This is a genomic window from Paenibacillus sp. USHLN196, from assembly GCF_037144955.1.
GTDB classification, from domain to species: domain Bacteria; phylum Bacillota; class Bacilli; order Paenibacillales; family Paenibacillaceae; genus Paenibacillus; species Paenibacillus xylanexedens_C.
In genome coordinates this window covers 286,010-310,260 of record NZ_JBBCYH010000001.1, presented here as the reverse complement: position 1 = coordinate 310,260, position 24,251 = coordinate 286,010, and the positions used below count along the sequence as shown (strand labels likewise).

Here is a 24,251-nt window from a genome sequence, read left to right as displayed (position 1 = left end):
GAATGGTATAGCTTATGAAAGGTGGTTTAGCAATGAAGATTCTCATCGTTGGCTATTTTAGCGAGACCTCAAAATCAAATATTGCAAGGTATTTTCCGCAAGACTGGAACGTTGTAGTTGTCCCGCCTGGAAAAGAAATGCTGCATCATATTGAAGATTGCCAGGTAATCATTCCTGAACATATTAAAGTGGATTACAACCTGCTTTCTATCGCAAAAAAATTAAAATTGGTACAGACGGGTGCAGGATTTGATAATGTTGATGTCCCTGCCTGTACACAGCTCGGCATTTGGGTGGCCAATGCTGCAGGAGTGAATGCACAGGCAGTGGCCGAGCACGTAATGGCATTGATATTATCTTATTATAAAAACATACCTTTTCTTGATACTTTCATGAAAAACAAGATGGATGAAAATCAACTGGACTATACAGGGAGTGAATTAAAGGGCAAGACGATTGGGATTATCGGTTTGGGTGCTATTGGAAAAAAAGTAGCTGCGTTTTGCAAGGTTTTTGATATGAATGTGCTGGCTTATGCGAGAAATGCCTTTGTACAATCGGACGGTTTTGTAGAAATGACGGATTTCGATACGCTTGTAAGCACATCTGACATAATCAGTGTACATATACCCCTGAATCAGCAAACCAAACAGCTGATCAACAAAGCGGCATTCAAGAAAATGAAGAAGTCCACTCTTTTTATCAATACAGCCCGCGGCGGGATTGTCAACGAAAGAGACTTGATTGATGCATTAAAAAACGGAGATATTTCAGGCGCATGCCTGGATGTGTTTGAATCTGAACCGCTTCCTATGGACAGTGAGCTCCGGAATCTGAGTAATGTGATACTTACTCCCCATACAGCAGGAATGCCTGATGGTCGGAAATTTCATAAAAAAAGATATGATTTCTTTATAAAGAATATAAGACGTGTAGAAAATGGTGAAGAGCCTGAAAGCAAGCTCAATCAGGTATGATCCAATCATATCAACTCTGAGATAAACATGGGTTAGCTCCATCCTCTGTATTAAAGCCAAATTTACTATAGAAATCCACTGCATGAGGATAAGAAATTAATACTTTTGTTTTGCACCCTTTATATCTATCAAGCATTACATTCATCATTTTCTTACCTATACCCATACTCTGATAACTCGGATGAATAAGCATATAATGAAAATATACCGTTAAAACACCATCTGACAAAGCATTTATTAAACCGACAAGCTTATCTCCTTCCCAAGCGGTAACAATGGAATGAGACCCTCTGATTGCTTGTAAAAGCTCGTTTGGATACTTCCCAGACTCCCATTCTACCGAAAGAAATAACTCTTGGAGTGCATCCTTAGTGATATCCTCTTTGCTTGAAGCGTAATAAATACTCACCCCTATACCTTCCTCTCACTTTCATAAAACCAACTGGCACAACAACTGTTTGCAAATCCCACTATTAAAAATAGGTATAGAAAATGGATTAAATCAAGTGGAATTTGGATTTATTCACATGTTGGAGTCTTATCCCATCGTCTTCACCCCTACAGCAGTTCAAAATGAAGTTGAGTCTCAGGTAACTCAGTATTCCCTTTCCACTGATTTGCACCATATCCCAATTCCAGAACCGCAGCGATGCGCTCGTTACTCAGTACACCAAACATTTCAGTAAGGCTCGGGTCGTACATCCAGTCATGCAAGGTACAGCGCACACCCAGACTCTGCTCATGAGCCAGCAAGCGGAAATTCTGAATTAGGCAGCAGACAGCTGCGAAGTCCTCTTCCCGTTTAAGATGATCCGCCTCTTCCTTCACCAAGACCAGAAGATACGCAGGGGCAGGCTCCTGTAATCCCTGCATGATGTCCCCATACCGGTTATCGGCAAAGATAAATCGCCACGGCTCTCGGAGTCCATCATTTGGCGCCCATACGGCATGATTGAGCAACTCAAGGATTAGATCCTGCGATACGGGTCGATCCAAAAACTCACTCGGACCGTCCATGTCTCCTTCCAGATCTGACAATTTCATTTTTAGATCCTCCTCTTCTATGTAGACTGTCCTCGCAATACGGTCCACTTCTGCTCGGCTGGCGTCCTTTTCCGACTTCTTGGCGCTTTGTCGTAATATCCTATATGAAGAATACCAACAAATCTTTCATCCTGACGTAAGCCAATTCCATTGAAGAACCCTTCATGCTGAATCATGGACTCTGTATCCCACAACATTCCTAACCCTCGTTCCCAGCCCAGCAGTTGGAAGCTCTGCATCACCCCGCAGGCAGCCGCATAATTGCGGTCATTGGTCAGACGATTCGGTCCTACAGTCGACATAACAATGACGTGAGCAGGAATATCGGTAATTCTCTTTTTAAATACATCCAGAAGTTTCCCTGGAATCAGCTTGCCGAGCTTGCTCTGCGACATCTGTTCCAGCATGCAGTCCACCAACCGTTTGCGTGCTTCTGGAGTTCCGGCATATACCACACGCCACAAGCCAGCCTCAACCAATGGTTGAAGCTGAATAGCCTTACGCAGTAATTTAACAACTAACTCCTGATCCACCGGCGTAGAGTTACATTTACGAATACTCCTGCGCTCCCTGATCAATTCCGCCAGACTCAAATGCTTCACTCTCCTTTGTTCTATCTGGATTCCATATTTATACTGCTGTCTTGAAGAAATTGATGGATTACTTTTAGTTCCGTTTCCGAATATTTGTCGAGAGTATGATAGAAGCGCTCAGTCTCATGTATATGCAGACGTTCATGCAGTTCAAAGATTTTTTTGCCTTGCGGTGACAACCGGAAATAGCTTTCCTTCTTGTTGTCATTCATTTTCGTACGTTTGACGAATCCTTCCTCCAGCAGTTTGTTTCCAATTTTGGTGATACTTGCTTTGGACAAATTCATCGCCTCGGCAATACCCGTGTTGTTAATAGGCTCATGCTTGCCTATGCAATCTATCATATGAACTGCGGTCAGATGCTGAGGGATTTTCTCGATACTTTCTCGCTGGGCGATACTTAGAAAATGCTCGATTTCTGTATCCTTGTGGTTCTCATACACATGTAAAAAACGGATAAATTGGTCATAAAGTAACTGTTTTGTTCGATCTTTTGAGATCATCCTGTGATCGCTCCTTATTTACTAGTAAACAAAAATATCATTTAAATAATGGAGTTTTTTTAAATAACTCCTTATATATTGTTTACTGGTGAACAATATAACATGAATGATAATGATTATCAACTATATTCTGGCTCGGATAAGAACCTGTACTTATAAAATAAAAAAGCCGCTAAATAGCGACTTTCAAATGGAGCATATTTTTGTTTAAGAAAGACCAGTGAAAACTGCTCTTCTCCCATAACAACTTACTAATTAAAACGTAATGCTAAGTCAGTATCATTCTCTCTACTTAAATTATACCGTTATTTTTTATTATTTATAAGACTGTTTTTTTAAAAATTCCTACACTATACTGCTAAATACAAAACTAAAAAAGAGGTGGATCAGTATGGATGACAAAAAAGTGATCATAGATCAAGGTCCTTTTTTTCATGGTACAAAAGCAGAACTGCAAATTGGTGATTTATTAGAACCACAGTTCTTATCAAATTACCAAGAGAAAAATTCTAACCATATATACTTTACTGCAACATTAAATGCTGCCAAATGGGGTGCTGAATTGGCAAGATCTAATGCAAAAGAAAGAATCTACATTGTAGAACCATTAGGAGATTTTGAAAGTGATCCAAACGTAACGGATAAAAAATTTCCTGGAAACCCAACACGATCATATCGATCTAAATCGCCACTTAAAATAATAGCTGAATTAGCTTCATGGGAAAGACACTCTGAAGAAGAGATTAATCACATGATTACATCATTAAGAAAACTAAGTGAAGAAGGAAAAAATATAATATATGATTGATTCCTCTCGTTAGCTGAATAAAAGCAGCCGATCACTTGGATCAGCTGCTTTCTTTATATGATTGAGTTATCCTTTCCTGTCACTTTAAATTAACTTTTTCTCTATATCAAAAAGCTTGGAAATGCGGGGAAATAGACGAAAGGCATTGCCATAAGCGATCGCCTTCGCGTTTTCTTCGCTGATCTGTTGTGCTTCATGGAATACCGACTCCCGCTGTATACGAAGGACACTGTCCGCTGGCCAAGGTATGTCCGCTCCGAACAGAATCCGATCAGGCGCAATCAACTTTTGGATTGTGCCGAGGTTCAACGTGGAATCATAGTAAAGGTGGTCCAATTTGGCTATTTCAGCTTGAAATTGTTCCGGTGTTGTTTCAACCTGAATCGAATCTTGCCCGATGGCGGCAAGCGCAATTCTCCATTTGATATACGGAACCATGCCCCCTGTATGGGGAAGAATGAACGTAATGGATGGATATTGGTCGAAAATGCGATGAACAGCCATGGTAGTGACGGCCCGCGTCGTATCGAAGGTGCCCTCAAGTAGTGCAGGACTAAGTCCAGCGATTTTTTGCGGTATGAGGATGGGATGCAGAAACACAACAGCACTGCGCCGATCCAATTCGGTTAACAATTCGGTATAATCCGGATGGCTTAAATATTTCCCCTGATAACTTGTTAACATTGCAACACCATCCATCCCGAGAATATCAAGTGCATACAAGGTTTCTTCCATGGCTGCTGCGGGATCCGGGAGTGGAAGCGTTGCAAACGTACCATACCGCTCAGGATGAAGTTGAGCATACGATGCTAGCTCTTCATTCATTTTCCGAGCCAACGCATTGGCAGACGACTGGTCGATGAACGTCAGGTCTGACGGGGCTGAAAGAAATGAGAACGAGATGTCACATACATCCATTTTTTGCATCCCGATCTCGGGCGTCCACTTCGGCATAAAACTTGGAATCTCCATTCCCAGCTCCCGCTGCTTTCGTTGCATTTCTTTAGAGATGATATGGTGGTGAACATCAATGACAGGATTAAACATGCGTGATCAGCTCCTTCTATTTAGTTTCAAGCCATTGGTTTAACTGGTTTTGCTTTTCCGTCAATATTTTCTCTACGCCTGCATTCTTTAGTTTGTCGAGATAAGCACCCAGTTCTGACGGGTCAAAAGTTCCTGTCTGAAAGCCTGCATCATACTGGTTTTGGACGTTGGCCACCGCGGTAATTTGTGTTTTGACCGGATTGATGTCGAAGCTGAATCCCATTGCCCTTGATTTTACGGCACTCTCGTTTTCGCCCCTCAATTGCTTCCACATATCAGGATCATTCCCTTCCCATATATAGGACATGAAATTGTTCCCCACGGCATATTGGTTTGAATCGTACCCTGTTGCAGTAATACCTTTCGGCTTGCCGATCAGGCCATTATCCTGTTTAACATAATGCTTGCCCTCAATTCCATTGGTAAACAGATTAATGACTGCTTCGTCCGAGTAAAACAGTTCCAATACTTGAATCGCCTTATCCGGCTGCTCACTGTTCCTTGCCAAAGACATCATGTTGGAAGCTACGCTATTTCGCGTCATGTACGAGTCCTCAAGGGGTACGCATACAAGTTCAGTCCCAGCCGCAAGCGATTCCGAGTAACACTCATTGATATTCCGGATATACGAGAAGGCTTTGCCTGCCTTGATTAGATTGGACCCCGTTTCCTGCGATGTTGCGACGTCTTTGCTGAAATAACCTTTTTGGTACCAATCACGCATCAGATCAGCCATTGTGGAGAACCGCGAAGTTGCAAAAAGATTCTGCACGGTGAAGTGCTCCCCGCCAAAATCCAGCACGCCAGGTGCTGTTCCCAATGGATCAAAATTCAGCATGGCTTGTCCAGGTGTTTCCTGCGAGGTATAGCTGACAATCGGCGTGACACCAGGCTCATTGTCCTTGATACGCTGCAATACAGTAGAGATATCATTCCAGGTTTTTATGGCGCTAAGGTCAATATCATGCTTATCGGCAAGCTCTTTGTCCATCACAAAACTGGGAGAAAGTGCCCAAGCTTTAATGCTGGGAACGCCATATGTTTCGCCATTCATCTTCCCGGCTTCTGCGGCTTCCTGCGGAACGGCCTCCAGTATCTTTTTACCAAATTCATTCAACGATTCGTCCATGGGCAGTAACTGCCCCCTGCCGATTTGGGATTCAAGGCCGAACCAAACGCTGGTATACACCAGATCCAGTTTCTCGCTGCCCGCCAGCATCAAGTTCATTTGATTGGCATAGTTCGATCCATTAACAGGCAAGAGCTTCACTGTGGCGCCTACCTTTTCTGCTGTAATATCACTGATGGCTTCCTGAATTTCCTGAACATCTGTTACATCCCCAAAAGCCGGATACGTCATGACCACTTCATACATGTCAGTAGCTGAAGCTTGCCCAAGTTCTGCTCCCCCCTTACTGTCTGGATTTCCGCATGCCGTCAACAATAGAGGGGCCGCACAAATTAAGGACATTACCTTCAAGAAACCCGCAGGCAATCTTTTTCTGAACATCTTCATTCACTCCCCATGTTTGCTTTTGGATGTGACATCTTGGATACGAAGCATGACTAACCTTTTACGGCACCAATGGTCAATCCCTTGATGAAGAACTTCTGGAAAAACGGATACGCTGCGATCAGTGGCAACACGCCGATTACGGCAATAGCCATTCTCACACTGCCGAGAGGTACGGATGAGACAACAGCCGTCTGGCCAGACAAACTGTTTTGCTGCAAGTACTGGACATCAGACAACATTCGATTAAGCAGGTTTTGAATGCTGTAGAGGCTTCCGTCATTGATGAAGATCAGACCGTTAAACCAATCGTTCCAATACGAAATCATGAGCATCAGACCAATGGTTGCCAGGCTTGGGAGAGCAAGCGGGAGAACGATTTTGCAATAAATAACCCATTCGTTGGCTCCATCCACATAGGCCGACTCCACGACTTCGCCGGGAATTGACGTTGAAAAGAAACTGCGCATCAACAAAATGTAGAACCCGTTGGTCAGTAAATTCGGGATGATTAGCGACCAAATGGTATCTTTCAAATGGAAGAGGTCCGTATAAACCAGGTACATCGGCACCAGCCCCCCATTGAAAAGCAGGGTGAAAAATACGAAGAATGACAGGAACGAACGAAATGGAAGCACATTTCTGGATAGTGGATAAGCGACCAGGGTTGTGATCAGCAACCCAACGATTGTGCCCACGACCGTGATGAACGCCGTAATTCCATACGACCGCAGAATCAACGAATACTGATTAAACAGATACACATAAGCATCGAAGCTGAATTGAGCCGGAAACAAACGATAACCATCCCTGATAATGGCTTGTTCCTCGGTTAGGGAAGCGGAGATCAGAAGTATAAACGGAAACACTGCAGCAATTCCCATCATGATGAGCACGAGGTGAACAGCCATTTGATATATCCTATTTGAATACATGTTGTCCTCCCCCTTAGCTAAAACAGCGCCAAATCCCGGTTTTTGCGACGAACGATCGCATTGGTCGTCAATACTAACAGAAAACCGACAATGGACTGATACAGTCCGGCAGCGGATGACATTCCGAAATCCCCGAAAGTCATCAATCCACGATAAACGTATGTGTCAATGACATCCGTAGTCGTTTGCAGTGCACCCGAATTCAGCGGAACCTGATAGAACAATCCGAAATCGGAATTGAAGATGCGTCCCACTGCAAGAAGCACCATAATGACCATCGTGGGTTTAAGCAGAGGAAGGGTAATGCTCCAGACTTGCCTCCACTTGGATGCTCCGTCCAGCGTGGCGGATTCATAATATTCTTGGCTGATGCCTACGATTGAGGCCAGATAAACAATGCATGTATAACCAACGTTTTTCCACAGATATACGACACTTAATATAAAGGGCCATTTACCGGAATCCGCATACCACGACACGGGGTCAATCCCCAGCAAAGGAAGCACATAATGGTTGACGAATCCGTTTTCCTCGTTGAGCAATGCCAGAACCAAGTAAGCGACAATGACCATCGAGATCAGATAGGGCAGCAAAATGATGCTTTGGTATATTCGGGAGGCGAATCGCTTTTTTACCTCGTTCAACAATACGGCCACAGCTATGGAGAGCACTGTTCCAAGCACGATAAATGCGCCGTTGTAGAGTAATGTGTTTCGGGTAATCACCCAAGCATCCTGCGTTTGGAACAGATAGGCGAAATTATCGAAGCCTACCCAGTCACTTCCCCAGATTCCTTTTGCAAAATTGATATCTTTGAACGCAATCACAATGCCGAACATGGGCAAGTAATTGTTGATGAACAGATAGACAATGCCTGGCAAAATCATGACCAATAACAGCCCATGCTTTCTGATATTTTGGATGCGGTTTGCATGGATACCTCGACGCATGTCTCTCTCCCCCTGTTCGTAACAATGATGTTTGGTTTGTGTAACTCCTCCAATATCCCTCCTATTCTATCAATGTCAGTTTATGTGACTCAAAAATGTTCTTATATGAATAATACGATGTAAGGAAGCCACAGTCATTGGTGTGATTCACTAAAAAAAATGATTTCATTTGGATTGTTACACCAAAAGGAAAGCCTTTCTAAATTTTAATGTCATGTATTATTACATTCGATACGCAAAGCGATATTTTATAAGCCATGTCATCAGCCTTTTCATGCCAAAAAGCAACGCACCTGAAAAAGGATGCGCCGCTTTATGTGTAATTAAAGATTGTTACGAATAGGTGGCTGCCATTTGTCTGCTGTTTGGAAACATTCGACCACCAACAAGCACACCACCCGAAAATACAGCTTCCCGTGGAGGTGCCGCCGCCAACGCATGCATCGCATTTATGGCATTTACCAACGAGAAAGTGCCTCGTTCACCCACTTTTGGAGTTAATGGCGCATTGGATATAAGCTTGTACGTTTCTAACAGCCAGAAGTCTTCTACCCAACCGGATGCTTCAGCGAGACGTGACCCACGGGAGAGCATATCGCCATTTCCGAATGGGCTCCACGAATCCAAAATGTTATCGGAACCGATATGCACGGACACGCCCGTTTCCATCAACAGTTTGATGGGGGGCATGGGCCTGTCAATGGGCACACTCGTCATGATGGCTACGCCGGCCGCACACAACCTTTCCGCGAGTGAGCGCACTTCTGTTTCCCCAACTTGGCCCAAACAATAGGCATGGCTTACCGCGGTACGGCCGGACATACCGGCTTGTTCTGTCAGTTCGGCGAAGCGGCTGATCGTGTATATTCCGAGATGACTCGGGTCATGAAGGTGCAAGTCGATGCCCGCAGAGAATTCTGTCGCAAGTTCAAACATGGCTTCCAGACTGGCATCCACCCGGCGGTCCAGTCCGGCCGGATCCACACCACCAACATAGTTAGCTCCAGCACGAAGCGCTTGCCGCATGACGGTAACGGAGTCAGATCGAAGCAGGCCTTGCTGGGGAAACGCCACAATTTCCATATCGATGCGTCCCTGGTACATCTCACGCACTTCCAAGACCTCCTCAAGATGAGAGAGGCCAATTTGCGGATCCACGTCAACGTGTGTGCGGATTGCCGTTGTACCTTGGGCTATCATTAAATCCAACATTCGTTTCGCACGTTCTCCCGCCCCGGTCGGTAGTTCTCCCAACATGTTTTTCTCAAATTCCAACTGGCCGGGCAGCGTGACAAACGGCTGCAAAGACTTCCAAGGCTCCCCAATAAAATGCTTGTCAAGATGGGTATGCATATCTGCCATTGGCGGTACATAGTGGAGCCCGTCCGCGTCAATGACGGTTGTCGCCCTACCGGCAATATTTACAGATGTGAGATCCGCATCCGTTCCGGCAGTCTCAATGCTGACAATTAGTCCTGTTGCTTGATCAATCATTAGATCGAACAGGTTTTCCGACCATTTTACATTTTTTACGAGTGTTAACCCTTTCTCCATAACTCCATCCCCTTACTTCATAATTAGATTGTTTCGATCCCATCCGACAACCACGGTAATTCCAAAAGTTTTGAGTCGGTACAAGCTACCTGTAATCCCGATTTCCAGACCGTACGGGCCTCCGGTTTATTAAGCAGCACTTCTCTTTCCGACCGCTCTCGGAACAATACCATATCAGCCGGAGTGCCGACCTTAACACCATAATTTCCAATGCCTAACGCCTGTGCCGCATTATGCGTCAGCATGTTGGTCAAGATGAGCGCATCCCGTTTGCTGCCCATGTACGAAGTAATCGCCAATAGCCAGGCAGCCTCAATCGGGTCTGCCTTGCCAAACGGCGTGAATGGGTTGCGCACATTATTGACGCCAATCGCCACATTCACTCCACAATCCTGCAGCAGTTTCACTGGAGTCAGACCTCTATGATGTCCTTCGGAGCCTTCCCTTCCATTCAAAAAGAGGTCCGTCATCGGCAGCGTAATGACGCTGATTCCGGCAAGACACAGAAGCTCTCCGATAGCCAAAGCTTCGTGTGCAGGGAGGGAACCGAGCGAGGTTACATGTCCGGCGGCTACATGCCCCTGCATTCCTGCAGCAATGGTCCTTCTTGCAATTTCCACAACGGCACGGTCGTTGGAATCGACCGAGAAATCCGCGTGAAAATCCAGCGGTTTTCCGTACTTCCCTGCCAGACCAAATGCAAAATCCAAGTGCTCCCCCAGGTCTGCATCCTGATAAGTGATTCCTCCAATCACATCGGCTCCCATACGAATGGCCTCTTCCATCAGCTCAGCAGTCCCCGGATTCTTAAACACCCCTTCTTGCGGAAAGGCAACTACCTGTAAATCCAGTTGATGTTTTAAGGATTGTTTGAGACGAAGAGCAGATTCGACAGCTCTGAGTCCAAGAACCGGATCAACCTCTGCATGGCAACGCATATGGGTTACACCATTCCTAACGGCTTCTCGAATGACAACCAGCGAGCGACGATACATGTCCTCCCTCGTGAACGAACTTTTCAGTTTGGATGTTATCTGAATCGCGTCCTGGAGAGACTCCGCCTCCCGATCCATGGAATCCAGCAAATATGCTTTTTCCAAATGAATATGCGGCTCGACGAATCCGGGCAGCAATAAGCCTCCTTTGCCCTGCACTACACGAGACGCTTCGGTTTTCCTTTCCCCGCATGGCGTGACAAATGCAATCTTGCCTGAGGATATCCCGACATCCATTCGCCTTTCATCCCCGGAAATCACCGTATCTGTGATAAGTAGATCAATCATTACATCCTCCGTTCATGTACGCTTTTATTACACACAAGAAACACTTTAAGCATAATTCACTCCTTGTGAGAAATCATTGGATGAAAAGGATAAAAATAATGAGCAATCTTGGATGATCAAACCAAAGATATTTACTCCACATGATCGTAGTGTTATATTACTTAACAATAAAATAACTTGTTCCAGAAAGGGATGGGTCGATGTGCTGCTGACAGATTTGCTGAAAAACGGTATTTACGATGATGCCAGAGTGATTACGGGGCATAAGGGTCTAGTACGTGAGGTTCAAACGGTCAACATTATGGACTGTCCGGATATCATTCGGTTTCTAAGGCCAAACGAGCTCTTGCTGACCAACGGCTTTTTCATGAAGCAGCAGCCAGAGATGTTTATTCATCTAATCAGGGACATGCAGCGGCTTCATTGCTCGGGGTTGGCCATCAAAACCAAGCGCTTTGAATTGCCGATCCCTGATGAAATACTTTGGGAAGCGGATCAGAACGAATTTCCCATCATCGAAATTTCCGATGTCCGTCTATCCCTCGGCGAAATTTTGCAGCGATCGACCAGTGTGATTCTGAACAACAAGAGCGACGAACTGCAATATGCACTCAGCATCCACAAAAAATTCTCCGAGATGATCATGCGCGGCAAAGGAATTTCCAGCATTATCGATTCCCTGTCCAAACTGTTCTCATCCCCAGTCATCCTGTTAAACTACAAATGGCAAACTATCTCTGCTTCCAACCAGAATACAAGTGTTGCTGAACTCACTGCAGCCGCTGTAAATACACTTCAAGACTTGTCCGATATTTCTAGTCCCACTTCGTTGTGCTTCATCAACACATCAGTCCGAGAGCGTTGCTGCATGCTGGTATATCCAGTAAAAACTTACCGCCACGAAGGCTATTTGTTATCCTTTCATTCGCCGGATCAATGGACTGGCCTTTTCGGTCTGACGCTTGAGCAGGCCTCCAACGTCATTGGAATGGAGCTGACCAAATCACAGGCTGTCAAAGAGCGCTCCCGCAGACACAAAAACGAATTCTTCTCCGATCTGATTGAGGGATATATCACTTCTGAGCAGGAGGCGCTGAACCGAGGCAAGAGATGTGGGCTTATCAAGGGGCGTGCAAGCGTCGTGCTGACCATGCGTAATGACGAGATGCATCACATGCATCAAAGATTTCCTAATTACGAGGGTTCGGCCCTTCCGAAAGGAGATAATATCACGGAGCAAGAGGAGCAATACGAGCACATCAAACGTCTTTTTGGTGGGTTAGATCATTCCTTCGTCATGTTTACCAAACATGATACCTATTGCCTTCTGCTATCTATCCCTGAGTCGGGGTGGGATGAGGCAAAAATCACCGAGCAGCTGTCAGAAATACTTAGAGAGCTGCATCATGAGACTGGACTGAGTCTGTCTATCGGCATTGGCAAACCTGCAACAAATGTACTCGGCGTTCGTCATTCTTATACAGAAGCGGTCAATGCATTGCAATTCGGCTACTGGCTAAAACGCAAGCAATTCGTCCAATCTTACCAAGCCAAGGACATCGGATATTTATTCCACATGCTTCCCCACAACGAACTGAAACAATTTTACGACGCGACCTTAAACGGATTGCTGCACATTACAGACGAACATGAAAAAAAAGAGTTGCTGCGCACCTTGAACGCTTTTTACGATACACAATGCCAGCTTGTCGAAACATCCAAGCAACTTTTCGTTCATCGAAATACGGTGGTGTATCGACTGGAAAAGTGTGAAAAACTCCTGGGTGTGAAACTCAAAGATCCAGCTGAAAGCCTACGAATCCGTATAGCAATAGCCATCGAACCTCTACTGCTTCAATAAGACTAATTGGGATATCGTCCGATGAATGAACAGGCGAAAATATGTTAGACAGATGACTAATCGATACCAGGAACAAATTCCTGTCCATGACGTTAATTGGTACAGGTTTTTGTCCTTGACTCGGGACACGAACTTGTACCGATAAAACAAAAAAAGCCGCTATAATAGCGACTTCAACGGGAATATGCTTCTACCTCTAACGTTGTATTACCATTGTAAAAGGATTTTTTTCTTATATGTTTCGACATTCTAATAATGTGGGATTTTATCAAAAAGTAGGAGCAGGTAATTCATCAATTTTTATACGGAGTAAGCTATACGGTTTTTGTCGCAGGTCTTTGCCGTAATGAAATCTTGCCTGCCTATGTAATTGATTCACAATTACATATAAATATTGATCCGGACCAATAGAAAAAGTATCCGGCCATAAAATTCTGGGATCATGTGCGATGGTTTCCATGGTTCCATTCGGCAATATCTTTCGTATACTATCGTTTTCATAATCTCCAGCATAAACGTTTCCATTTGCATCCGTTATCATTCCATCAGATGCACCTTTTTCTCCCCAAAAATGCACTAGATCACGTAAATTGAAATCCGATATCGTTCTGTCTCTTAAGGCTTCTGTTGAGATTGAGTATAGATAACGGCTGGTTAATGGACAAAAGAATAACATTTTTCCATCAGGGGAAATGGCTATCCCATCAGAGGCCAATCGAAAGGGAGATGTGGAACCATCCGAGTTTCGATTCATCAAAATTTTACCTTCCACTTTCGGTACAAAATACGGATCGGGTGAAGTTGAATTTGCTCCATGTAACCGTCTATATGCATCTCCGTTTTCTAAATTTACGACGATAATAGCGCCTGGACCTCTGGAAGAAGAATCTGTTATATATGCATAACCTGCTTTGCCCACACGAAAATCAAATCGGACATCATTCAGATACGTTGTCGGCAAGACTACATCTTCTGCAAATGTGTATACTTTTCTGATCGTATTTGTATTTAAATCTACAGCGACTAATTTCGCCCCTCCTTTCATAGGTTCAGAAAAATTTGGTGCAGCCGTATCCAGTACCCACAGGGTTCCCCTTCCATCAGCAACTACACTTTGGACACTGATGAAGGACATAGCGATATTCAAAGGGTTGATCATATTCGTTTCTAAATTTGGATAAGGCTGCAACCGACCCTCCACAATTTCCGCTACCGTAAATTTAACGTCATCTCCCCATTTCGGAAAGCAAATAAAGATACGCCCGGTTTCGGATATACTAACGCCTGTAGGCATTGCCCCATAAAATGAATGAACGAGTTCTAACTTACCGAAATACTCTTCCATAGGTAACATAGGTTTTATAATATCCTCCTCAACATATTTGAATAGATATTATCTATAATATGCTCAGGAATTTTTCAAATACTTGGACATTAGTGAGCCTGACTCCACTTGTATCCGAAAAAGAAGGGAAATCTCTGCTAATCCTATCATCGCTAAAAGTATAAGATCCGATTCGTTGGAAAATCTAACGTTAATCAAAAAAGGAGGTGATCCTTTCTGAATGAATAATTCAACGCTAGCACCGCATGAATCGATGGAACTGCATGAAGCATTAAACTTTAAAACGCTCTGCCTCGCCAAGTCAAAACTTATGCAAGGCCTGGTCTTTGACCAAGAGCTAAAGGCCTTAATGCAAAAAGACGTAATTCAATCCATACAACAGATCGCTGAGCTGCAAGCAATCTACGCGAAAGCTCCTTTCCAAGCGCCTGTTCCAAATAGTCCTACACCTATAACACATTAAGGGGAACTCAAATGAATACCGATTATTTAGATCCGATTAATTCATTAAATATGCCGGAAATGGCAGATATGACTTTTGCCATGGACTTCCTTATTCGTGCCAAGGAGGGTGTTCGTAATTTGCTATCGCCCTGACGGAAGCAGCTTCACCGGATGTAAGAGCATTGCTGCATAATCATCTTAAACAGGGGATTTCAATGCACCAAGAAATTACGGAGCTTATGATTCGCAAAAAATGGTTCCATCCCTACGAGCTAAACGAACAGTACCAACTTGACCAGCTTTCGGCGAAAAATACGGTGATGATCGGGCAGATGAATCTGTTCCCGGATGATACGTCGCGTAAAGGAATGTTTGATCGGACCCCAGATGAACATATTGGAGGACATAAAGCATGAAGGCGGTTACGTATCAAGGGATTAAAAATGTCGTGGTCAAAGAGGTGCCGGATCCGAAGATTGTGAAACCAGACGACATGATCGTAAAGATTACCAGTACCGCCATTTGCGGTTCTGACCTTCATCTTATTCATGGGATGATCCCAAATCTTCAGGAGAACTACGTCATCGGACATGAGCCAATGGGAATCGTAGAAGAAGTAGGCCCCGGCGTGACAAAGGTAAAAAAAGGCGACCGTGTGATCATCCCGTTCAACATCGCATGCGGAGAATGCTTTTTTTGCAAAAATCATCTGGAAAGCCAATGTGACAATTCAAACGAACATGGGGATATGGGCGCATACTTCGGCTATTCCGGAACGACCGGCGGATATCCAGGCGGGCAAGCCGAGTATTTACGGGTTCCGTTTGCTAATTTTACCCACTTCAAGATTCCCGAAAACTGCGAACAACCAGACGAAAAGCTAAGCTTGATCGCCGATGCCATGACGACGGCATTCTGGAGCGTAGATAACGCAGGCGTAAAGAATGGAGATACGGTCATTGTGCTCGGATGTGGTCCAGTCGGGCTTCTGGCCCAGAAATTCTGCTGGCTCAAAGGAGCAAAGCGGGTCATAGCCGTTGACTATGTCGATTATCGCTTGCAGCATGCGAAGCGAACGAACAAAGTCGAAATCGTAAACTTCGAACAAGATAAGAATATTGGCAACAATCTCAAGGAGATGACCAAAGGCGGCGCTGATGTCGTGATCGATGCGGTAGGAATGGATGGCAAGATGAGCGATCTTGAATTTTTAGCCAGCGGTTTGAAACTGCAAGGCGGCACCATGAGCGCATTTATCATTGCATCTCAGGCTGTCCGCAAAGGCGGCACCATTCAAGTCACTGGGGTATACGGCGGACGTTATAACGGTTTCCCGCTCGGTGACATCATGCAGCGAAACGTGAATATCCGTTCCGGACAAGCTCCGGTCATTCACTACATGCCATATATGTACGAGTTGGTTACGTCTGGCAAAGTGGACCCTGGAGACATTGTTACGCACGTCATTCCGCTCAGCGAGGCCAAGCAGGGCTATGAAGTGTTCGATACGAAAACGGACAATTGCATTAAAGTTATCTTAAAGCCTTGAATATGGATAGATACATGGGAGGACAATCTGAATGAATTCCAATTACGCTTTGCATGAAATGCTCGAGGTGCATGAAATAGCTGCGTTCAAGACGGTTTGCATGACGAAATCAAAGACCATGCAAGCTCTGGTAACCGACCCGGAGCTCAAGCAAATTTTGCAACAAGATGCGACATTATCACAACAGCAGCTTCAGGAGCTCAGTGGAGTGCTGTCTAAAGTGACTGTATAGGAGATAATAAAATGAACCCAATATTAGAACACCTGACAGGTCTTCATACGATGACCGATGACGTGATTGCAATGGATTTTTTAATGAACGCCAAGAGCAGCGTCAGAAACTACGCCATGGCTGTGACTGAATGTGTCACCCCCGAAATCAAACAAATTTTGATGAAACAGCTGGATGAAGCCATAGACTCTCATGAAAAGATATCAAATTACATGGTGCAGCAGGGCTTATACCATCCCTACCATATTCCAGAGCAAATTCAGCTCGATCTGCAAAACATTCAGACTGCTATGAATATTCCCTCCTGAAACCATTTTTTTCATCCCGTAAAAGGCTTAAAGCCACGAATGGTCAGGTCTGTTTTTGATTTTAGCCGAAGACTTCAGAGGACAAAATGTTCCTAAGTCAAGAATCAGAATCCATCAATGAAATAAGGGCGGATATACTCCGCCCTTATTTTTCGTTAGTATCACGATACACACTCAAACTTGCGTTCCTTTTCCTTCGTTTCACGCCTGATCGGCTGCCAAGAGGTGCTTTTGAATATTTAATATAGCTTCGGAAGTTTATCCAGCGTAATGGCATAGTCACAATGATACGCGCTGCGCAGCTCCTCTTTTGTCGTAAACTTCTCCGTCCTACCAAAATCCTGAGACCATGTCATAAACCACAGCCACGGGATGCGCGAGGTTGACAAGCTTCTAATACTCGGAATCGGACCAATCTCCCCGATAGCAGCAAGTTTTGGAGTTCGTGTAACACCAACCAGTTCCTCATATTCCTTCCGTAAATCCGTATGTTGGTGAGCTGGGGGGTACATATCCCTGGAAATAATGTCAACCACGTCATCCCCAACGTAACCTTCGACCAACGGTGAGTTCCACACCCAAATTAAATTATTTAGATTATGATAATGGGTATACCTCTCATACATGATACGGTACAATTGTTTTGCGATTTCCGGGCCTTTACTGCCCCACCAGAACCAAGTGCCTTCCGCTTCATGAAATGGTCTCCACAAGATCGGAATGCGTTTGTTGCAAAATTCCCGGAGGATATTGGCCATATGGTCCATATCGGACAACAGGGCTTCATATTCTTTGGTTCCTTCCGTAATCGCTTTACTTACGTTAAAATCTGTATGCTCCGAATAGAAGCTTTTATCGCGTCCGTTCAGTGGAGAAAACCAATGCCAAGTAAATGTAAGCAATCCTCCGCTTTTCTGCGTCCACTTCCAAGCTTTTTGCAGCGTATCCTGGTTTTCAGCGACTTCCAGCAAACACTCTTCGCCGCTATCCTCATAATTAATGTTTGGAGAATACCCAAGAAGCTCGAATCCGCATAGTGCCGGCCACTTCCCTGTTACTTGATAGATGTAGTTTAATTCCTCTTGCGCCATGGTTTGTGTGTGCTGTCCCGTAATGATGCCAGTCCCTTGAATCTCGTGGAAATAGTTGAGCACAGAACGTACTTCTTCAGATGCATTAGGATTGCAAGGTATCGATTTCATCGTATCCTGCCTTTCTGTCTATTCTCAATTGCATGCTATTGACCGCTCCACAGTTTAACACGGTCTTTCACATATTGACCAAAAGCCTCTTCCATCTCTTCCACTCCAGCCTTTTCCAATTCCGCCATGTACTCATCCCAGACTTTATCGAAATTTTCCGGTTTGGCCATTACAGCTTCGGGAATTCGTTTCCATGTGATATCCTTCATTTTGGCCATTAATATTGTCGCCTGGCTATCGCTTGGCAAAGCAATGTTGTAAACCGCCCCGGCTTTTCTTTCAGGAAACTCTTCTTCTTTTGGAAAAAGATCTCTCCAGTGCTCGACTTTGTAAGCGGCCAAAGCATCTTTTTCGGGGGCACTGTAGGTAGCCGTTAAAAGGTCACTGTTCGTTTTCGTATAATAATTGCCTGTTGAGTCCTTAATTCCGTCACCATAATGAACAGATAAGTTCCAATACAGGCCGAGACCCGATTCCTTCATGTAAGCACTACCTTCGTTGTCCATCTTTTCTTGAACATCCTTCGGTACAGTTCTTTTTCCATTCTCTACAACGTAATCTTGTCCTTCGATCCCCCAGTTCATCAGAATCTGTCCTTCTTCCGAAGCCAGATAATCCAAAAATTTGATTGCAGCTACGGGATCTTTGCACTCACTGGAAATTGCGATCCCATATCCTCCGTCAAACCCAGCGGACCAGAAATTAGTATCCTTGTACTCTTCAGACAACGTTACTGGATAATGACCGTAAGTCTGGTCAAATTTCCCTGCAGCCTTCAATGCCTGTTGAGCATCACCATAGTCCCATGCAGGGTCGATCAGGCCAAGCACACGTCCAGATGAAACCTTGGATTTGAATTGATCCGTCTTTTGGACAAAACTTTCCTTATCCAATAAACCTATATCGTTCATATGGTTCAGCCAGCGGAAATATTCTCTTTCCTCTGGACGGCGGAAATGATAAGTTACATCAAAAGTTTCTTGGTCCACATAGTACTCTCCATCATCCGGTGCACCTGTCGTAAAAAATCCCATGTTCGTCACTTGATACATATGCCAGTCATCCGCATTAATGGTTAGTCCGATATTTTTGTTACCGTTATCATCTGTTGGGTGTTTAGCCAAATAGTCTGTAAGGACCTTCTCGTAGTCCTTTACCGTACGAATATCAGGATAACCAGCTTCTTTTACAACACGATGTTGAAGTTGGAAGCCACCATCGGCTTTGAATTTACGTTCATCGATAGCAGACCAAGTTGGAATGGCATAAATGGCTTGATCCTCCAAACTATATTTGGCACGAACAATCTTATCGCCAAGCATCTTTTTAATATTTGGGGCATGTTCTTCAATCAAGTCCGTCAGATCAAGAACTGCACCTACATCCACTAGCTTGCCAAGATCCGCCTTAGCAGCTATGAGATCGGGAACTTCACCGGTGGCAGCCATGATGGATACCTTTTGCACAGGGTCCCCCACTGCGAATTCAGCATCCAAAACGACACCTGTTTTCTCTGTGATGACTTTTCCTATACGGTCATTCATATTGTTCCAGTTAGGACTTCCATCCTCTGAAAAATAAGTAAGTGTGATAGGATTTGAGCCATCTTGACTTGCTGATTCCCCGCCACCACTTCCACTGCAGGCTGCGAGCTGACTGAGTAAAAGACCAGCTGAAAGTAGTGTTACTGCTGTTTTTCGGGTTCGCTTTTTCATAAAAACTAACACTCCCCATGATTCAGATAATTTAAGGATACAAAGTCATTTACGGTTAGTGTCTCATCAGCTTTTGACAGCACCTAGTGTCATGCCTTTCACAAAGTACTTCTGCAAGAAAGGGTAAACAATGAGAATAGGCACTGTTGCGATGATGGTAATCGCCATTTTGACAGCGTCAGGAGACACCTGTGATATCAGTTGCGACATGTTTTCCCCACGTATATTGTTAGAATTAGTGGTGGTACTCTGAAGCACTTTCATAAGTTCATATTGCAAGGTTGTTAGGGAGTCATTGGAACCATTATAAAGGTACGTATCAAACCAAGAATTCCATTGCCCAACAGCAAGGAATAAGGCTACTGTTGCAAGAGCAGGCTTGGTGAGCGGGAGTATGACTCGCCAGTAAATGGTGAAATCATTTGCCCCATCAAGCTTGGCTGATTCTTGCAGAGCATAAGGAATTCCATCAATGAACGAACGGATGATGAATATATTGAAGGCGCTTACGAGTCCTGGCAAAATATAAACTGCGAATGTATTGATCAGATCCAGATTCTTGATCAAGATAAAACCTGGAATCAAACCGCCCGACACATACATTGTGATCGCCAGAAATACGGAGACAAACCGCCTTCCCTGAAATTCTCTACGAGCAAGTGCATAAGCAACCATCGAACCGCTTACAAGACCTGCCAGTGTTCCTATAAGAGTTCGAAGCACCGATATTTTGAAACCCGTGATCAATCCCTCATAACTAAAGATGAGCTTATAATTTTCCAAAGTGAATTGTCTAGGGAAAATTGAAATACCGCCTCGAACAGTATCTACGGAATCGTTGAAGGAAATGGCGAGCACATTCAAAAATGGATATAGCGTCGCGATCGTAACGATTCCTATGAAAACATAAACAAAGGTGTCAAATATCAAGTCTTGGGGAGATTTTGCGCCTATCTTCGGTCGTTTGGGTGTGACGGAAGAAGTTGTCGGCTCGGATGCTTCCATGTCTGTTCCTCCTCCTTACATAATGCTTTCGTTAGCGAATTTTTTAAAGAGTCCATTCACGACGAACAGCAAAATCACGCTGATGACCGAATTGAAGATACTAATAGCGGTACCGAAAGAATATCTCCCCATGGATAAACCGTAGTTCAACGCATACAGATCCAATACTTCGGAATAATCGCTAACCATGTGATTACCAAGCAAGAATTGCTTTTCAAATCCGATTCCTACAAGGTGGCCAATCGACATAATAAACAGTACGATGATTGTTGGCCTGATGCCAGGGAGTGTAATATGCCATATTTGTCTCATACGACTGGCGCCGTCTACCCTTGCTGCCTCATACAGTTCAGGACCAATCCCCGAAATGGCAGCCAAATAGATAATGGCGTTCCAACCTGTCTCCTTCCAAACATCGGCTCCCGTCACGATTCCCCAGAACAGTTGACCCTTGGCCATAAATTGTATCGGTTGGTCAATCAAATTCAGCCCCAAGAGCAAGTCGTTTATCGCGCCTCCGTCGGTTGACAGCATTTTGATGACGATCCCGGCGGCCACGACCCAAGACACGAAGTGAGGCAGGTAAGAAACAGTCTGTACGAAACGCTTCATAAACTGAACTCGTACCTCGTTTAGAACCACTGCGAACAATACAGGAAACACGAACCCAGCAACAAGCCCCATAAGGCTCATTGCCAGTGTATTTCTTAGCACCAAATAGAAATGCTCATCCTGAAACAGTGCTTGGAAATGATCGAATCCAACCCATTTTTGATCGAAAAACCCTTTGCCTGGTCTATAGTTTTGAAATGCCATCGTCCATCCCCACAGAGGCAAATACTGAAATACAAACACCCAAATCACAAACGGAAATGACATCATGTACAGATATTTTTGATTCTTAAATACTTTCCACTTTTGCGAATTTTTGTGTTTGCGTGTGCGGAACCTTCTCTCTTCTGTTATCGCTTTCATTTCATTCCCTCCTTTCCTCTCTCATCATAAAACGATTGTTATATTGGCGACATATCGGAGATCTAGTAGGATTTCATTCAATAATCCATACTGTTTTCAGAAAAATAAATTTTGTTTTCATAAGTTGGTATAATAAAAATCCCCTGCATTAATATAATGCAGAGAATTTTTAACCTCGCCATATTTATTGAGTAGCGCTTAACTTGAACCATACACTGGTGTAATCTCCTGTAAGAGGAGGGATCATCAAGCCTGCTTGCATTAAACGATCCCCGCCGAAAGATCCCATGTGTCCACTCTCTCCACTCACCTCATAAGTATACGAATGATTCAACCCTTTGAGCTGAAGTACATCAGCAGCAGGATTGGGCTTGGCTAAAACACGAAAGTAAAATACGATAGCTTCCAATCGATTGTCCGAGACGAACATCCAGGAAGTTTCATTGCCTTGAAAAGGGCTCCGAAGTCTAAATAAATCACCCTGTTGTATGAGAGAACGATGTTCTTTGTACATGGCAACCTGTTCTTTCACCTGGATTTTTTCGGCATCTGTGAATTTGGTCAGATCAAGTTCATAGCCAAAGTTCCCCGACATCGCAACGTCCCCTCTGAATTTAAGCGAGGTATCGCGGTGGACTTGATGGTTCGGCACAGCGGAGACATGAGCTCCGATGGTACTGACGGGATAAACCAAACTGGTCCCGTATTGTATTTTTAAGCGTTCCACGGCATCCGTGTTGTCACTTGTCCAAGTCTGCGGCATATAGTAGAGCATTCCGGGATCAAACCGACCTCCGCCGCTGGAACAACTTTCGAATAAAATTTCCGGAAATGCAGCAGTTAGTTTATTTAAAAGATCATAGAGTCCAATCACGTATCGATGTGCAATCTCCTGTTGATTCTCCGGTAAAGCCGTTGCGGAACCAATTTCGGTCAACGCGCGGTTCATGTCCCATTTTACGTAAGAAACAGGTACGTTGGTGAAGATTTCAGCCAGTGCATCATACAAATAATCACGGACTTCCGGCCGTGAAAGATCCAATACCAATTGCCAGCGGGCTTCCGTCCGGCGACGGCCTTCAACGTGCAGGCACCAGTCGGGGTGCTTCCGGTATAGATCACTGTCGGGTGAAATCATTTCAGGTTCAAACCACAATCCGAATTGCAAGCTTTGGCGTTCAATCCGCTCTGCCAAATCACGCAGGCCATTAGGAAGCTTTCTCCGATCTTCAACCCAATCTCCCAGCGAACTATTGTCGCTGTCACGTTTGCCAAACCAGCCATCATCAAGCACCAACAGTTCAATCCCCAGTTGCGAGCCTGCTTCGGCAATCGCTTCAATCTTTTCTGCAGTGAACTTAAAATAAGTTGCCTCCCAATTGTTCACGAGAATCGGTCGCTCCTTGTCCCTATGCACGCCGCGACATAAACGGTTCCGGTAGAGTCGATGATAGATTCGGGACATGCCTCCGATCCCTTCATTTGAATAGACCAATACAGCCTCAGGAGTTTGGAAGGATTCGCCAGGAGGAAGCAGCCAACCAAAATCAAATGGATTCAGACCAATGCCCAAACGAACGACACCAAAAGCATCCACTTCCGCTTCGGCATGGAAATTACCGCTATACACCAGATTTACAGCAAAAACCTCCCCATGATCCTCATCGGCTCCCGGGCTAACGACAGCCGCAAAAGGATTGTGCTGATGACTGCTCATTCCACGTCTGCTCCCAAGACTAGTACCTCCTGGGCCTAGAGGCCTGCGTTGAAGATGCGCCTCTCGAGCCCAATGACCCGCGAGATATAACAATTCATAATGGCTCTTGCCATACAAATCAACATTGGCACTAAGCGCACGTAAAAGTTTGATCGTGCTGTGACCGTTGTTCTTAAAGTGAACTGACCTGGTAATAGCACCATCCCTGAAGATACAATATTTCAGAAGAACGGTGATTCCTGCGTACGCATCCTCCAGTTCTAGCTCCAAGGTATCTGCTTCATGGTCTGTTTCCGTATACACATACGGCAGACCATCAAGTGCTGGTTTACCAGCGCCGGTTGAGTACCCTTTGAAGCGTAGCTCTGTAATGCGGCTCCCGTCTTCAAGTAGAACTTGATAGGCAGGCGATCTGAAGTCACCTGTTCCATATTGCGGATATTCATGAGGCATGGAGCCTAGCTCCGTTTTTTCCAGACCTGGTACAAGTTTTTCAAGGTTTCCTTTCTCGGACAATCTTTGTCCCCAATATACCAGTAATGGAAAGCCGTCTACGATTTGAATAACATAACTGGTTACACGGGATTGCAGATGAAAAATATGCTGTGACTCGTTAATATAGATAGCCATTACATGATTCACTCCTGTTAAACTAGATTGTTCCTGCTCAATAATAAAATGTATTCCTTTT

The 24,251-nt window shown here is 44.5% G+C and carries 23 protein-coding genes and 1 pseudogene; 8 read left to right on the top strand and 16 right to left on the bottom strand.

The features are described from left to right. The first annotated feature begins 32 nt into the window (after nt 1-32). Nucleotides 33-977, top strand: coding sequence for an NAD(P)-dependent oxidoreductase (locus WFI24_RS01255; protein ID WP_336758147.1), 945 nt, complete (start codon nt 33-35; stop codon nt 975-977). A gap of 10 nt (nt 978-987) precedes the next feature. Here WFI24_RS01255 and WFI24_RS01250 read toward each other — a convergent pair whose 3' ends face one another. The 4 genes from WFI24_RS01250 to WFI24_RS01235 all read right to left on the bottom strand — a co-directional run bounded on the left by WFI24_RS01250 (nt 988) and on the right by WFI24_RS01235 (nt 3,117). Then, complete coding sequence (locus WFI24_RS01250) at nt 988-1,386, bottom strand: GNAT family N-acetyltransferase (RefSeq protein ID WP_336758145.1); 399 nt, start codon at nt 1,384-1,386, stop codon at nt 988-990. Between the two features lie 149 nt (nt 1,387-1,535). Then, complete coding sequence (locus tag WFI24_RS01245) at nt 1,536-2,021, bottom strand: nitroreductase family protein (RefSeq protein WP_336758143.1); 486 nt, start codon at nt 2,019-2,021, stop codon at nt 1,536-1,538. 17 nt (nt 2,022-2,038) lie between these two features. Continuing rightward, a complete protein-coding gene (locus WFI24_RS01240) occupies nt 2,039-2,623 on the bottom strand; it encodes a nitroreductase family protein (protein ID WP_336758142.1) in 585 nt (194 codons plus the stop codon). An 11-nt stretch (nt 2,624-2,634) separates the two neighbouring features. Next, entirely contained in the window at nt 2,635-3,117 is a 483-nt protein-coding gene (locus tag WFI24_RS01235; protein ID WP_336758141.1) for a MarR family transcriptional regulator, read from the bottom strand. A gap of 391 nt (nt 3,118-3,508) precedes the next feature. Here WFI24_RS01235 and arr point away from each other — a divergent pair, with 391 nt between their 5' ends. Further along, nucleotides 3,509-3,925, top strand: a complete 417-nt coding sequence (gene arr / locus WFI24_RS01230) for an NAD(+)--rifampin ADP-ribosyltransferase (RefSeq protein WP_047843187.1) — start codon at nt 3,509-3,511, stop codon at nt 3,923-3,925. An 84-nt stretch (nt 3,926-4,009) separates the two neighbouring features. On the opposite strand, the gene WFI24_RS01225 is transcribed toward arr, so the two are convergent. From WFI24_RS01225 to WFI24_RS01200, 6 genes are all read right to left on the bottom strand, one after another. After that, nucleotides 4,010-4,972, bottom strand: coding sequence for an amidohydrolase family protein (locus tag WFI24_RS01225; protein WP_336758139.1), 963 nt, complete (start codon nt 4,970-4,972; stop codon nt 4,010-4,012). Between the two features lie 16 nt (nt 4,973-4,988). After that, a complete protein-coding gene (locus tag WFI24_RS01220; protein WP_336758138.1) occupies nt 4,989-6,482 on the bottom strand; it encodes an ABC transporter substrate-binding protein in 1,494 nt (497 codons plus the stop codon). A 56-nt stretch (nt 6,483-6,538) separates the two neighbouring features. Continuing rightward, nucleotides 6,539-7,420: a carbohydrate ABC transporter permease gene (locus WFI24_RS01215; protein WP_336758137.1), complete on the bottom strand. Its 882-nt coding sequence runs from the start codon at nt 7,418-7,420 to the stop codon at nt 6,539-6,541. A 17-nt stretch (nt 7,421-7,437) separates the two neighbouring features. Next, on the bottom strand, nt 7,438-8,370 hold the full coding sequence (locus tag WFI24_RS01210) for an ABC transporter permease (RefSeq protein WP_336758136.1): 933 nt from the start codon (nt 8,368-8,370) through the stop codon (nt 7,438-7,440). A gap of 333 nt (nt 8,371-8,703) precedes the next feature. Next, the gene (locus WFI24_RS01205) at nt 8,704-9,924 is read right to left on the bottom strand and encodes an amidohydrolase family protein (RefSeq protein ID WP_336758134.1); all 1,221 of its coding nucleotides are present in this window, start codon (nt 9,922-9,924) and stop codon (nt 8,704-8,706) included. 23 nt (nt 9,925-9,947) lie between these two features. Further along, entirely contained in the window at nt 9,948-11,207 is a 1,260-nt protein-coding gene (locus WFI24_RS01200) for an amidohydrolase family protein (RefSeq protein WP_336758132.1), read from the bottom strand. A gap of 202 nt (nt 11,208-11,409) precedes the next feature. Here WFI24_RS01200 and WFI24_RS01195 point away from each other — a divergent pair, with 202 nt between their 5' ends. Beyond that, on the top strand, nt 11,410-13,068 hold the full coding sequence (locus WFI24_RS01195) for a PucR family transcriptional regulator (protein WP_336758131.1): 1,659 nt from the start codon (nt 11,410-11,412) through the stop codon (nt 13,066-13,068). A 268-nt stretch (nt 13,069-13,336) separates the two neighbouring features. Here WFI24_RS01195 and WFI24_RS01190 read toward each other — a convergent pair whose 3' ends face one another. Beyond that, nucleotides 13,337-14,422, bottom strand: a complete 1,086-nt coding sequence (locus tag WFI24_RS01190; RefSeq protein ID WP_336758130.1) for an L-dopachrome tautomerase-related protein — start codon at nt 14,420-14,422, stop codon at nt 13,337-13,339. A gap of 211 nt (nt 14,423-14,633) precedes the next feature. On the opposite strand from WFI24_RS01190, the gene WFI24_RS01185 reads away from it, so the two are divergent. The 5 genes and pseudogenes from WFI24_RS01185 (at nt 14,634) to WFI24_RS01165 (ending at nt 16,946) form a co-directional block, all read left to right on the top strand. After that, the gene (locus WFI24_RS01185; RefSeq protein ID WP_336758127.1) at nt 14,634-14,876 is read left to right on the top strand and encodes a spore gernimation protein GerQ; all 243 of its coding nucleotides are present in this window, start codon (nt 14,634-14,636) and stop codon (nt 14,874-14,876) included. An 11-nt stretch (nt 14,877-14,887) separates the two neighbouring features. Further along, nucleotides 14,888-15,273, top strand: a pseudogene (locus tag WFI24_RS01180) (spore coat protein). Next, on the top strand, nt 15,270-16,406 hold the full coding sequence (locus WFI24_RS01175; protein WP_336758126.1) for a zinc-dependent alcohol dehydrogenase: 1,137 nt from the start codon (nt 15,270-15,272) through the stop codon (nt 16,404-16,406). The pseudogene WFI24_RS01180 and the gene WFI24_RS01175 overlap by 4 nt, the downstream one beginning before the upstream one ends. A 31-nt stretch (nt 16,407-16,437) precedes the next feature. Beyond that, a complete protein-coding gene (locus WFI24_RS01170) occupies nt 16,438-16,638 on the top strand; it encodes a hypothetical protein (RefSeq protein WP_336758125.1) in 201 nt (66 codons plus the stop codon). A gap of 11 nt (nt 16,639-16,649) precedes the next feature. After that, the gene (locus WFI24_RS01165; protein WP_336758123.1) at nt 16,650-16,946 is read left to right on the top strand and encodes a spore coat protein; all 297 of its coding nucleotides are present in this window, start codon (nt 16,650-16,652) and stop codon (nt 16,944-16,946) included. A gap of 239 nt (nt 16,947-17,185) precedes the next feature. Here the strand turns inward: WFI24_RS01165 and WFI24_RS01160 are convergent, their stop codons facing one another. From WFI24_RS01160 to WFI24_RS01140, 5 genes are all read right to left on the bottom strand, one after another. Beyond that, nucleotides 17,186-18,148 carry a glycosyl hydrolase gene (locus tag WFI24_RS01160; RefSeq protein WP_336758122.1) on the bottom strand — a complete coding sequence of 321 codons (963 nt, stop codon included), beginning with the start codon at nt 18,146-18,148 and terminating at the stop codon, nt 17,186-17,188. 35 nt (nt 18,149-18,183) lie between these two features. Beyond that, the gene (locus tag WFI24_RS01155) at nt 18,184-19,863 is read right to left on the bottom strand and encodes an ABC transporter substrate-binding protein (RefSeq protein ID WP_336758120.1); all 1,680 of its coding nucleotides are present in this window, start codon (nt 19,861-19,863) and stop codon (nt 18,184-18,186) included. Between the two features lie 66 nt (nt 19,864-19,929). After that, entirely contained in the window at nt 19,930-20,868 is a 939-nt protein-coding gene (locus WFI24_RS01150; RefSeq protein ID WP_336758119.1) for a carbohydrate ABC transporter permease, read from the bottom strand. A gap of 15 nt (nt 20,869-20,883) precedes the next feature. Further along, nucleotides 20,884-21,843 (bottom strand): ABC transporter permease, encoded by a 960-nt coding sequence (locus tag WFI24_RS01145; RefSeq protein ID WP_221821403.1) that lies wholly within the window; start codon nt 21,841-21,843, stop codon nt 20,884-20,886. A 184-nt stretch (nt 21,844-22,027) separates the two neighbouring features. After that, nucleotides 22,028-24,190, bottom strand: a complete 2,163-nt coding sequence (locus WFI24_RS01140; RefSeq protein WP_336758118.1) for an alpha-galactosidase — start codon at nt 24,188-24,190, stop codon at nt 22,028-22,030. Between the last annotated feature and the right edge of the window lie 61 nt (nt 24,191-24,251).